Annotated in this window: 12 protein-coding genes and 1 riboswitch; of the genes, 3 read left to right on the top strand and 9 right to left on the bottom strand. The window is 61.7% G+C overall.

Going from position 1 to position 12,269, the window contains the following annotated elements:
- Positions 1-1,365 carry a sigma-54-dependent Fis family transcriptional regulator gene (locus FY152_15820; GenBank protein UXS33638.1) on the top strand — a complete coding sequence of 455 codons (1,365 nt, stop codon included), beginning with the start codon at positions 1-3 and terminating at the stop codon, positions 1,363-1,365.
- 80 nt (positions 1,366-1,445) lie between these two features.
- On the opposite strand, the gene FY152_15815 is transcribed toward FY152_15820, so the two are convergent.
- Complete coding sequence (locus FY152_15815) at positions 1,446-1,922, bottom strand: BA14K family protein (protein UXS33637.1); 477 nt, start codon at positions 1,920-1,922, stop codon at positions 1,446-1,448.
- A 179-nt stretch (positions 1,923-2,101) separates the two neighbouring features.
- On the opposite strand from FY152_15815, the gene FY152_15810 reads away from it, so the two are divergent.
- On the top strand, positions 2,102-2,812 hold the full coding sequence (locus FY152_15810) for a GntR family transcriptional regulator (protein ID UXS33636.1): 711 nt from the start codon (positions 2,102-2,104) through the stop codon (positions 2,810-2,812).
- A gap of 49 nt (positions 2,813-2,861) precedes the next feature.
- Here FY152_15810 and FY152_15805 read toward each other — a convergent pair whose 3' ends face one another.
- Both FY152_15805 and alr read right to left on the bottom strand, forming a co-directional pair.
- Complete coding sequence (locus FY152_15805; GenBank protein ID UXS33635.1) at positions 2,862-4,118, bottom strand: D-amino acid dehydrogenase; 1,257 nt, start codon at positions 4,116-4,118, stop codon at positions 2,862-2,864.
- A gap of 7 nt (positions 4,119-4,125) precedes the next feature.
- Complete coding sequence (alr, locus tag FY152_15800) at positions 4,126-5,292, bottom strand: alanine racemase (GenBank protein UXS33634.1); 1,167 nt, start codon at positions 5,290-5,292, stop codon at positions 4,126-4,128.
- A gap of 127 nt (positions 5,293-5,419) precedes the next feature.
- Between alr and FY152_15795 the strand changes: the two genes are divergently transcribed.
- On the top strand, positions 5,420-5,878 hold the full coding sequence (locus FY152_15795) for an Lrp/AsnC family transcriptional regulator (protein ID UXS33633.1): 459 nt from the start codon (positions 5,420-5,422) through the stop codon (positions 5,876-5,878).
- Positions 5,879-6,099: 221 nt separating this feature from the next.
- Here the strand turns inward: FY152_15795 and thiD are convergent, their stop codons facing one another.
- From thiD to FY152_15765, 6 genes are all read right to left on the bottom strand, one after another.
- Complete coding sequence (thiD, locus tag FY152_15790; GenBank protein ID UXS33632.1) at positions 6,100-6,897, bottom strand: bifunctional hydroxymethylpyrimidine kinase/phosphomethylpyrimidine kinase; 798 nt, start codon at positions 6,895-6,897, stop codon at positions 6,100-6,102.
- On the bottom strand, positions 6,894-7,556 hold the full coding sequence (gene thiE / locus FY152_15785; protein UXS33631.1) for a thiamine phosphate synthase: 663 nt from the start codon (positions 7,554-7,556) through the stop codon (positions 6,894-6,896). The genes thiD and thiE overlap by 4 nt, the downstream gene beginning before the upstream one ends.
- Positions 7,543-8,283, bottom strand: a complete 741-nt coding sequence (locus FY152_15780) for a hydroxyethylthiazole kinase (protein UXS33630.1) — start codon at positions 8,281-8,283, stop codon at positions 7,543-7,545. The genes thiE and FY152_15780 overlap by 14 nt, the downstream gene beginning before the upstream one ends.
- On the bottom strand, positions 8,280-9,230 hold the full coding sequence (locus FY152_15775) for an ABC transporter substrate-binding protein (protein UXS33629.1): 951 nt from the start codon (positions 9,228-9,230) through the stop codon (positions 8,280-8,282). The genes FY152_15780 and FY152_15775 overlap by 4 nt, the downstream gene beginning before the upstream one ends.
- Positions 9,227-10,012, bottom strand: coding sequence for an ABC transporter permease (locus tag FY152_15770; GenBank protein UXS33628.1), 786 nt, complete (start codon positions 10,010-10,012; stop codon positions 9,227-9,229). Before FY152_15770 ends, FY152_15775 begins: the two co-directional genes overlap by 4 nt.
- Before the next feature lie 124 nt (positions 10,013-10,136).
- Positions 10,137-10,239, bottom strand: a riboswitch (TPP riboswitch).
- A 36-nt stretch (positions 10,240-10,275) separates the two neighbouring features.
- Positions 10,276-12,267, bottom strand: a complete 1,992-nt coding sequence (locus FY152_15765; GenBank protein UXS33627.1) for an alpha-glucosidase — start codon at positions 12,265-12,267, stop codon at positions 10,276-10,278.
- Positions 12,268-12,269 lie beyond the last annotated feature (2 nt).

Raw genomic sequence — 12,269 nt, 5'->3', positions numbered from 1 at the left:
ATGACGGTGGATGGAACCATATTCCTGGTGGACGACGACTCTCAGCTGCGCAAGGCGATGGTGCAGACGCTGGAACTCGATGGACTGCCGGTCACCTCCTTTTCCCGTGCCGAGCAGGCGCTGGCGGCCCTGAACGAGGATTTTGACGGCGTCGTCATCACCGATGTACGCATGCCCGGCATGACCGGGCTCGAATTTTTCGACCATGTCCGCAAGATCGATGCCGATCTTCCGGTCATTCTCATCACCGGCCATGGCGATGTGCCGATGGCGGTCGATGCGCTTCACAATGGCGCCTATGATTTCATCGCCAAGCCATTTCCCGCCGAACGCATGGTGGAAAGCGCCCGCCGGGCGCTGGAAAAACGCCGCCTCGTGCTGGAAAACCGGGCGCTTCGCCGGGCGGCGGGGCAGGCGGAGGATGATTTGCCACTGATCGGCCAGACGCCCGCCATGGAGCGCCTGCGCACCACGCTCAGGCACATTGCCGATACGGATGTGGATGTGCTGGTGGCGGGCGAGACGGGCAGCGGCAAGGAAGTGGTGGCAACGGCGCTTCATCGCTGGAGCAAGAAACGCTCAAAGGGCAATTTCGTGGCGCTGAATTGCGGTGCGCTGCCGGAAACGGTGATCGAAAGCGAGCTTTTCGGCCATGAGCCGGGGGCTTTCACTGGCGCGCAGAAGAAGCGCGTGGGCCGCATCGAACATTCCAGCGGCGGTACGTTGTTTCTGGACGAAATCGAAAGCATGCCGCTTGCCGTACAGGTGAAGATGCTGCGCGTTCTGGAAATGCGCGAGGTCTCGCCGCTTGGTTCAAACGAGGAGCGCCCGGTCGATATTCGCGTGGTGGCGGCGGCCAAGGTCGATCTTGGCGATCCTGCCGAACGCGGCACGTTTCGCGAGGACCTCTATTACAGGCTGAATGTGGTGACGCTGTCCATTCCGCCGCTGCGCGAACGCAAGGCGGATATTCCGCTCTTGTTTTCCCATTTCGTCACCAAGGCGGCCAACCGTTTCAACATGCCGGTGCCGCAGATCAGCGCCGGCATTTCCCGCCGCCTTAACGACCACGACTGGCCGGGCAATGTGCGCGAACTCGGGCATTTCGCCGAGAGGGTGGTGCTGGGGTTGGAGACGGAAACGGCGCCCGCGCCCGCGTTGCAATCCACAATCCCCGTTTCCGGAACCCTGCCGGAGCGCATGGACGAGATCGAGGCGCGCATCATCCGCGAAACGCTGGAACAATCGAATGGCGACGTGGCGGAAACGATCGCGACGCTCGGCATTGCCCGCAAGACCTTTTACGACAAGCTGCAACGCCATGGCATCAACCGGGCGGATTATGTGAGAAGCGGCACGGCGTAAGACGGCGCGAAGCGCGGATGGAAAAGCCGCGGACGTTTCCATCCGCGGCCTGACAATAGCGGTAATAACCGTGTTCCCAATCAGCCTGCTACGCAGAAATGGCGCTGGCCGTCGTAATCCGTATAAGTGCCGGTGCGGGTGTTGAAGCTCCGGTAACGCTGCGAGCAATAGTCGTACCAGGCGTTGGTCCAGGGCTCGATGGTACGATAGGTGCGGCGCTGGTTGTAGACCGGGCGGCTGTCGTAAACCGGCTGGGCGCGATAGACCGGTGCGGGGCGGTAAACCGGCTGCGGTGCTGCGCGGTAATAACGGTAATCCGGCTCTTCATAGACATAGCTCGGCTCATCGACATAGACGCGCTCATCGTAGGCTGGCGCCGGGCGGGACATGGCGGAACCGACGGCGACACCGGCGGCAAGACCGAGCACACCACCCAGAATGGCAGCATCGCGACGGTCGCGGCGGTCCCAGTCGCCGGCGGAGGCGCTGTTGAAGGGCACAATGGTGGCGGCGGCGACGGCGACAGCCAGAACGGTTTTAGCTGCAAAGGACGACATGGTGTGTTCTTCCATCCAGGTGGCAGGGCGCTGCCAGTTGCAAATTCGATGGTTAAAGAAATATAGCCCGTCTGCTGAACGGGCGCTGAATGAATTGTGGCGGGCTGGGGGCAGCTCGCAATTCCTGTTTGCGCAGGCCGCGCTTCGCGCTAGAACTCAAGTTCAAACAGGACACGTCCATGAGCCTTGCCCATATAACCGTCAATTCCGATTCATCCCACGAAGACCGTGCCCAGGCCATTCGAGATACGCTGCGCGACGCCATTGTCGACAGACGGCTTGCACCGGGAACGAAGCTGTCGGAATCGGAAGTGGGAACGCTGTTCGACGTCAGCCGCACCGTGGTGCGGGCGGCATTGCAGATGCTGGCTTACGAAGGGCTGGTCAAGGCTGAGCGCAACCGCGGCGCTTTCGTCTCCAATCCCACACCCGACGAAGCGCGGCAGGTTTTTGCTTCGCGCCGGCTGATCGAGCCCGGCGTTCTCGATGCCGCAATCGAAAAGATCACGCCTGCGGCGGCAAAGCAGCTGAGAGAGCATCTGGTTCAGGAAAGCCGCCACCAGCATGAGCGCGGCCCGACCGCCAGACGCGCGGAAATCAAGGCATCCGGCGATTTCCACCTGATGCTGGCTGCGCTTGCCGGCAATGCTATCCTCGAGAAATTCATGGACGAGCTGGTTGCCCGCTCGTCGCTGGTGATAGCGCTCTATGGCCGCTCGGGTGTTTCAAGCTGCGGCCACAATGACCATGCCGATCTGCTGGATGCCCTTGAGGCGAAGGATGCGGCAAAGGCCCGTGCGCTGATGCTGCAGCACCTCGATCACATCGAGGCCGATCTCGACCTTCGCATGAAGGAAGGTCTGGCGCTGAAGGATGCGCTCGCGCTTTGAGCGGCTGCCATCCCCGCCGTCCAGACGGGGATAGGCGACCTGCCGGATCTCAGGCGGCGTAACGGCTGATCGCCAGATCGTGCGTGTCGATCTCCGGCTTGTTGCCGCTGATGAGATCGGCAAGCACCCGGGCGGAGCCGCAGGACATGGTCCAGCCGAGCGTGCCGTGGCCGGTGTTGAGATAAAGATTGCTGTAGCGGGTGGCGCCGATGACAGGCGTGCCATCCGGCGTCATCGGGCGCAGGCCGCACCAGAATTTCGCCTGGGTCTGATCCCCCGCGCCGCCGAACAGGTCTTCCACCGAATGGGCCAGCGTTTCCTGCCGGGCCGCGGGCAAATCCTTGCTGAAACCGGCGATCTCAGCCATGCCGCCGGCGCGAATGCGTGAGCCGAGCCGGGTAATCGCCACCTTGAACGTCTCGTCCATGACCGTGGAAACGGGTGCGCGCTCCTCTTTCACGATCGGAACCGTGATGGAGTAACCCTTGACCGGGTAAACCGGCAGGGTAAGGCCAAGCTGGCGCAGGAACTGCGGCGAATAGCTGCCCAGTGCCGCCACGAAAATATCGGCCTCCACCAGCCCGCGGGTGGTCTCCACAGCCTTGACGCGTCCTGCCTCGACGACGGGGCGCATGATGCCGGTATCGTAAAGGAACGTGACGCCCGCCCCTTCGGCCATGCGGGCAAGTTCTGTCGTGAACATGAAGCAGTCGCCGGTCTCGTCGCCGGGCAGGCGCAGGCCGCCGACGATCTTTTCCTTCGAAGGGGAAAGACCGGGTTCGATGGCGGCGCAGCCGTCGCGGTCGAGAATCTCGAAAGGCACGCCGCCCGCCGTCAGCACGTCGACATCCTTGCCGATGGCATCGAACTGCTTCTGGGTGCGGAACACCTCCAGTGTGCCCTGCATGCGCTGGTCATATTCGATGCCGGTTTCTTCACGCAGCGCCATCAGGCAATCGCGGCTATATTCGGCAACGCGCACCATGCGGCTCTTGTTGATGGCGTAACGCGCCGAGGTGCAGTTGCGCAGCATCTGGCTCATCCAGCGCCATGCGGCCGGATCGGCTGTCGGGCGGATGATGAGAGGCGCGTGTTTCATGAACAGCCATTTCATCGCCTTGACCGGAATGCCGGGGGCGGCCCAGGGCGAGGAATAACCGGGGGAAACCTCGCCGGCATTGGCGAAGCTGGTTTCGAGCGCTGCGGCCGGCTGGCGGTCGATCACCGTCACCTTGTGTCCGGCTTTGGCCAGATACCAGGCGGATGTCACGCCGACAACGCCGGCTCCGAGGATAGTGACGTTCATGATCGTCTCACTTGTGATTGACTGATGTTGAAGCGGCTGCCGGGGTTTCTCCCGGCTGAATATAACTACGGCGATAACGGCGTCCGAGGCCGGTCAAGATTTCATAGGCGATCGTGCCGGCATCCTCGGCAATGTCTTCCAGCGTCTGCTCAGGCCCGATCATCTGCACAAGGCTGCCCTGGGTCAATGTTCCCTCGGGCAGGGCGGATATATCGAGAATGATGCTGTCCATCGAAACGCGGCCCGCAATCGGCAGGCGGACGCCGTTATACCATGCCGCGCCGCGATTGCTGAGCGAGCGCGGCAGGCCGTCAGCGTAACCGGCGGCGATGGTTGCCAGACGCGTGGGCCCGGCCGCTTCGAAGGAGCCGCCGTAACCGACCAGCGAACCGGCTGGAACGGTGCGGGTCTGGATGACGGCGAGATCGAGGCGAACGACCGGCTTCATCGGGTTGGGGCGTGTAACGGAGGGCGCGCCGCCATAAAGTGCGATGCCGGGGCGCAGCAGGTGGTTGTGGTAATCATTGCCCAGAAAGATGCCGCCGGAATTCGAAAAGCAGACGGGCGCTTCAGGAAAGGCAATGGCGGCTTTGCGCATCACCGCAAGCTGCACGACATTGGCGGCATGGTCCGGTTCATCGGCGCAGGCGAGGTGGCTCATGACGAAGGCAATGTCGATACCATCCAGCAATTGCGGCCGGGAGGCGAGGATTTCAAGCTCTTCAGGGGAAAGGCCGAGACGGCACATGCCGGTATCGATCTGCACGGCGGCGGTCAGCGTCTTGCCAAGCTTTTTGGCGTGGGCCGACCATTGGGCGATCTGCTCCAGCGAATTCAGAACCGGGTTGATGGCCATGGCGGCGCAGGAGGTCTCATTGCCGGGCTGAAGACCGTTAAGGACGAAAATCCGCGCTTCTGCCGAAAGCCGCAGTCGCAACGCCAACGCTTCATCGATATGGGCAACGAAGAAATTGCGGCAACCCGCCTCGAACAGCACCTGTGAGACGATATCGGCGCCGAGACCATATGCATCGGCCTTCACGACCGCTGCCGTCTGCGATGCGGGCGCCATGGTCGCAAGGGTCAGATAATTGTCGCGCAATGCGCCGAGATCGATGGTCAAATGGCCGCTTGCACCACCGGCGGCCTGCTGGCGGCTGATCTGCATGTCCATGGTCGTTCACCCTCATTTTTATCCCATGAGGGTATTGCAACGATTGTCGAATTTCTTGGCGATTGTTCGAAGAAAATGCGATAGAATTGGCAGCCACGCAATTTTCTTTTGCCAATTGGAATCTTCTATGTCGTCACTCGATGCGACCGACCGCTACATCATCCGCCTGCTTCGGCTCAATGCCCGTATCAGCAATGCGAAGCTGGCAGCAGAAGTCGGGCTTTCCGCATCCGCCTGCCTTCGCCGGGTCGATATTCTCGAGCGGGAAGGGATCATTCGCGGTTACACGGCGCTGACGAGCGGCCTTGCTGGCGGCGAGGTGATTTCGGTTATCGTGCAGATCACGCTCGATCGCCAGACGGAGGATTTTCTCAACCGTTTTGAAAATGCGGTGCGACGATATCCGGAAATCCGCGAATGTTATCTGATGACGGGCGGTTCGGATTATTTCCTGCGCTGCGAGGCGGAAAGTGCCGGGGATTTCGAGCGGATTCATAAGGAGATTCTGTCGAAGCTGCCGGGGGTTTCGCGCATTCATTCGAGTTTTGCGATCCGGAATGTGTTGGCGACGCCGAAGGCGAGGTAGCGTCGGAGTTCGCGGCTACCCCCCCTCTGTCCTGCCGGACATCTCCCCCTCAAGGGGGGAGATCGGATGGAGCGCCCGCTCGTTCCCTCGTAACCGTCTCAATATCGATACCGCGGCTTACTGGAATGGGGTGAGTAAGCCACTTGTCGATCTCCCCCCTTGAGGGGGAGATGTCCGGCAGGACAGAGGGGGGTAAAGCGGCAAACTCTGCCCTCTCGTCGTCACCCCCACCACCGATAAAAATGATGCACCGGCCCCCGCCCATGCCCAACGGCAAGGCCCCGCCCGGCATCGAGCGCCCCATTCAGATAGTCCTTCGAAAGCCCCACCGCCTCTCGCAACTCACAACCCTTTGCAAGATGAGCCGTAATCGCCGCCGCCAATGTGCAGCCGGTGCCGTGGTCGTTCTTCGTCTCCACCCGTGCCGCGGAAAGCGCCTGCATGGCGCCATCCGCAAACAGGTAATCCGTGCTCTCAGGTCCGTCGCCATGGCCGCCCTTGATGAGCACGGCTTTCGCGCCCGCCTTCAGGATCAGCTCGGCCTGGCGGACGATCTCTGTCTCCGTCTTCGCAATCGAAGTCCCGGTCAGCAGCGCCGCTTCCGGCAGGTTCGGCGTGACGATGGTGGCGAGCGGCAGCAAGTCGCGCCGCAATGTCTCGATGGCGTCTTCATGCAGCAGTCTGTCACCGGAGGTCGCGACCATGACCGGGTCCAGCACCACCGGCTGCGATTGCCGCCGAAGCCGTTCCGCGATGGCGGCAATGGTTTCGATCCGCGAGACCATGCCGATCTTCACCGCATCGACGGCGAGATCGGAGAATACCGCATCCATCTGCGCGATAATGGTGTCGACCGAAATATCCTCCACCGCCGTCACGCCCTTGGTGTTCTGGGCGGTGATGGCGGTGATGACGCTGGCGGCATAGGCGCCGAGTGCGGAGAAGGTCTTGATGTCTGCCTGGATGCCCGCGCCGCCGCCGCTGTCGGAACCGGCAATGGTCAATGCAATTGATGTCATGGCTGTCTCGCTTTCAGCGCCGCGTCAATCTTGGAGCGGAAGTCCTTGGTTGCGCTGGCAATATCCCCCGCACGGAAAATGGCGGAAATGACCGCCACGCCGTCCGCGCCGGCGGCAATGACTGAAGGCACGCGGGCAAGATCTATGCCGGCGATAGCGCCGACCGGCATATGCGGCTTCCACTCCTTCAGCAGGGCGCGCAGCGTGGTAAAACCGTCGATACTCACCGGCTTGTCCGGATTGACCTTGGAAACGGTTTCGAACACGCCGCCGATGCAGGCGTAGTCGACGGGCATGGAGGCCGCCCGTTCTGCATCGGGGCGGTTCTTGACGGTGAGGCCGATGATCGCCTTTTCGCCGAGAATGCGCCTTGCGGTTTTGGCGTCCATGTCGTCGGCGCCAAGATGCACCCCGTCCGCGCCCGAGGCGAGCGCCACATCCACCCGGTCGTTGATGACCAGCGGTACGCCGGTGCCGGCGATGGCCTCATGAATGGCGCGGGCGTTTTCGATCATCTCGCGCGTCGAGCCGTGCTTGTCGCGATATTGCAGAATGGTCGCGCCGTTCAGCGCGGCGGCGAGAGCAAGCTCCGGCAGCGGCGCGACATCGCCAAGGCTCGCATCGACCAGCGCGTTGAGGCGGTAATCAACCTTGTTCATGCTCTATCCTCGCGTGATTTGTGATCTCCTCACCGGAAATTTCGGAAAGCGCATCCAGAAACGCCGGTTCGAAGGTGCCGGGGCCTCTGGCGTGCTTGGCTGCGAGTTCGGCGGAAACGCCGGTGACGGCAAGGGCGGAGGCGGCCGCCGTCAGTGCGTCCTTTTCCACCGCCATGAAGGCGGCGATGACGCCGCCCGAAAGGCACCCCGTTCCGGTCACCTTCGCCATCCACGGATGACCGTTGACGATCCTGACGCTGCGGGTCGTGTCACCGAGATGATCCACAGGCCCGGTCTCGATCCTCACCACGCCAGGCACATCGCCGATCAGGCTCATCTCGGCGTGATTGCCACGCACGATCGTCGGGGAAAGTGCAATCAGTTCGCGCGCGAATTCCAGCCGCGACGGCGAATAATCGCAATGCACGGGGTCGACGATCCATGGCTTGCCGGATGCATTGGCGATTTCGATCGCCAGCCGGATGACCTTGCGCCGCTCGGCATCCAGTGTGCCGAGATTGACGGTCAGCGCATCCGCCTTGGTGACGAAGCTCTCGATTTCCTCGAGCGAGGTGGTCATGGAAGGAATACCGCCAACGACAGTGATGCCATCCGCGGTGAATTTCTGCACCACGGTGTTCATCAGGCAATGCACGCGCGGGCGCGTTTGCCGCACCCGCTCCAGAATCTCGGCGGCCTTTGCCGCTGTCGGAAAAGTCGTGGTCATGGCTGCTGCAGCTCCACGGCGATGTCGTCCGCCGCTGGCGCCTGCTTGATGAGCTGCATCTCCTGCATGAAAGCGCCGAAACGGGCGTAGCGCGCGCGGTCGAGTGCGGCCGGGCGTTTGGCGAAACGCGGCAGCGTGTCGAAGAAAGCCTGCTTGTTCAGCGCATCGTCAAGATTCGGATAGGCCTTGATGAAAAGCTGCCAGGATTCCTGAGGATGATTGGTAATGAAGATTGCGGCCTGTTCCACGGCGGAGAGGAAACGCGGCAGGCGGCTGTCCTTTGCGAGATCGCGGTGCGTGACGAAGATCAGCTCGTCATAGGCCGGCACGCCGTGTTCCTCCGGGAAGAAGGAGCGGCCGTCATGTCCCTCGAGCTTCATCTGCGTCAGCTCGAAATTGCGGAAGCCGCCGAGCGTTGCATCGACCTTACCGGCGATCAGCGACGGCGAGAGCGAGAAATTGACGTTGATGAGTTCGACATCATCCTTCGTCAGGCCGTCCTTTTCCAGCATGCGTTTCAGCATGGCATCCTCGAAGCCGGAAACGGAAAAGCCGACCTTCTTGCCCTTCAGGTCCTTTAGGCTCTTGATCGGGCCATCGGCCAGAACGGTGACAGTGTTGAGCGGGGTTTCGACCAGCGTGCCGAAACGCACAAGCGGCAGACCGGCATCGTGATCGAGATAGAGGTTCGGCTGGTAGTGCACGCCGATATCGGCCTGTTTCGCCGAGACGAGACGCGGCACGGCGGAGGGGTCTGCGGGCGGAACCAGTTCCACCTCGAGCCCCGCATCGGCAAACAGGCCGCGTTCCTTGGCGATCACCATCGGCGCATGATCGGGGTTCACGAACCATTCGAGCAACACGGTCAGCTTGTCTGCCGCATGCGATTGCATCGGTGAAAGCACGCTTGCTGCCGCGACGACGAGGGAAAGAAGAGTTCGTTTCATGGTGCCGAAAGTCTCCGTAAAGATCTGAAAGGAATGGTGTGTTCTGTTTCCTTGGCCCAGGGGGCCAGATTGGCGGTCGCCCGGTCGACGATGAGCCGCAGCAGCACCGCCATGATGGCGAGAATGACCATCGCGGCGAACATGGTGTCGGTCTGCATGCGGGCATTGGACTGGATCATCACAAACCCGAGCCCGGCCGATGCGCCCACCCATTCGCCGATGACGGCGCCAAGCGGGGCGAGCGGCGCCGCCACCCTCAGGCCGGAAATGAGCGATGGCAGCGCCAGCGGCACGCGCAACCTCGTGAGGATCTGCCAGTGGCTCGCTTCAGTCAGCGAGGCGGCGTCGAGGATGGCGCGATCGGTGCGGTTGAGGCCGTCAGTGAAAGCGGAGGCAACGGGGAAGAAGATGATGATCGCCGTCATGACCACTTTCGAGGCCATGCCGAAACCGAACCAGAGGACGAGGATGGGGGCCAGCACGAAGACCGGAAAGGCCTGCAACACCAGCACCATCGGCCAGACAAGGCGGCCGAGGCGCGGGATGGCGGCAATCGTGAAAGCGACGAGAATGCCGGCGGCGATGCCCGCCGCAAGCCCGAGCGCCATTTCACCAAGCGTTACCAGTGCCTGCCCGAACAGGAAGCCCGGCTGGCGCCAGAAAGCGCCGGCAACATCGGCGGGCGATGGCAGGATATAGCGGGGCGGCGAAAACAGCCACGTTCCCGCCTGCCAGAAAACCAGCAGAAGGCCGACACCGTTCAGCGCATGGGTGGCACGCATGAGCCGGACCTCAGACGCAGACGCACCGTGTGCGAAGGGCGGAAGGTTTCAGCATCATCATTCGTCTCCAGATGTGACAATCTCGGAGATCAGGCAAAGCGGAGAAGAGAAAGGGCAGCGCCTCTCGGCGCGACAGTTCCGTTCCTACGCCGGCATGACCCGGATCAGGTTCAAGGGTCCGGCTCATCGCCATCTCAGCACCGTTCGGTGCTCCCCTCGGAATGGGTCGGAAACTGTCGCTTTTTTAGCTGGCTGTCAACGGCTCAGATGGCGCGAAGCTGTTCAAATAGCTGACGATGGCTGCTATCGGCGCGATAGAAGACCGCCGGCTGGCCAAACGGTGCTTCCACGGTGATCTCGCGCCCGCCAGAATGAACGGCGCCGCTCCACAGGTGAATCCATTCCACATCGCCCGGAAGATGGAGCCTGCGTTGCGTTTCGTCTGCTTTCCAGACCGGTGCGACGAGCAGGTCCGCTCCATAGAGATAGCTGTCCTGAATGGCGTAGGTCTGCCGGTCATCCTCGAAATGCAGGAAGAGAGGCCGCTGCACCGGCAGACCGGTCCTGGCCGCCTCGGTGGAGAGCGATTTCAGATAGGGAGCAAGTGCTGTATAAATCCTCGTCATGCGGGCGAAATGGGCAAGAACCGCCTCATCCTGATCGATCTGGAGGTTATCGCGCGGGCGGTTGCCCTCATGCGTGCGCATGACGGGGGTGAAGGCCGCCATTTCTGCCCAGCGCATGATGAGTTCCGCGGTTCTCACATTGCCGAACAGGCTGGTGTAACCGCCAATATCGGAATGGTGATAAGCATTGCCCATGAGGCCGGAGGAGAGTGCACCGCAGATGACGGTGACGAGGCCGTCATGGCGGGAAAAATCGACCGACTGGTCACCGCCCCAGATCAGTGGGCAATGGGCCTGTACACCGGTAAAGCCCGCCCGCATGAAGAACAGTGCTTCGCCCGTCTTGCCCCGACTTTCGACACCCTTCGCATTGACTTCGGCCCAGAGGGTGGGCCAGGCATTGTGCATCAACTTGGCATCGATGCCGTTGGAGAGGTTGATGTCGATCGGCAGATATTCGCCGAAATCCGCCATCCAGCCGGAAAGGCCGAAATCCAGCATATTTTTGCCTATGATCTCTTCAGCAAACCAGTCGGCGGCGGCCGGATTGGTGAAGTCGACCACGCCGCAATCGAATTCGCCGAAATCCACCAGCGCCGTCTTGCCGTCCGCACCGGTGGCGAAATAGCCAGCTTCTTCGGCAACCGGAAAGATTGGGCCGTCGACGCAGAGATAGGGGTTCACGTAACCCAGAAAGCGGATGCCTTGATCTGCAAGCTCGGCGATCTTCTGGCGTAGATGCGGATAGCGCGTTTCATTGGCCTGCCAGTCCCAGAACAGGCGTGCGCCGAAGGATGTCTGGCGAAGGCCGACCCAGTCTTCGCACCACAGGCCGGAAACCTTCGTTCCGGCTGCGCGAATTTTCTCCAGCCGGGCAAATGAGTTGACGCCGTCCTTTAGTCCGATGATCGCGCCATTATAGACCCAGTCCGGCAGCTCCGGCTGACGCCCGAAGCGCAGCGACAGGGCGGAGACGATATCGGTGAAACTAGCGCCGGTGAAAAGCTCGATTTTTTCGGGGATCGCCCATATCTCGATTTCGTGGAAATCGCCGTTACGGAAATCGAAGACGGAATAGGCGGTCGTTTCCACATGCAGCGCATATCTGCGCGACGATAGATAGGTCGGCTGCGGATAGTTGGTGTTGTAATAATCACCGCCTGCCTTGCCGTTGACATCGGATTTGAAGGTGATTTCGGTGGTCTTGTCGCGACCGACCCCCGGCTCGGAGGTCCAGAGCGGGAAATGCCGGCCGCGCATGTCGAAATAGGACATCTGCTCGCCGCCGCCCCAGACATGCTCATCCGTTTCCGCGACGATGCGCAGCCACAGGCGGTTGATGGTTTCATCCAGTGCCGTCAGCCTGATGGCGTTGCCGTCCAGCGTCAGGCGCAGGCGTGGAGCCTGTCCGGGTGCGGAGGACAGCGTAACGCTGTCGCCATTCAACTCGGCGTGGCGCAGGGCGGTTCGCTCGATGACATAGTCTTCGATATCGAAATTGCCGCGATACATATCCATCCGCTCGCGGCCAGAACCCGCGAAGAAGGCAGGGTTCTCAGGCGAATGGGACAGGATGGTGCGGCCGCCGATGGCGAGCGTGAAGCCGTCTTTGGTCTTTTCGAAATGCATGA

The sequence above is a fragment of the Agrobacterium tumefaciens genome (assembly GCA_025560025.1).
Taxonomy (GTDB): Bacteria; Pseudomonadota; Alphaproteobacteria; order Rhizobiales; family Rhizobiaceae; genus Agrobacterium.
This window is presented reverse-complemented; position numbering and strand designations above follow the sequence as displayed.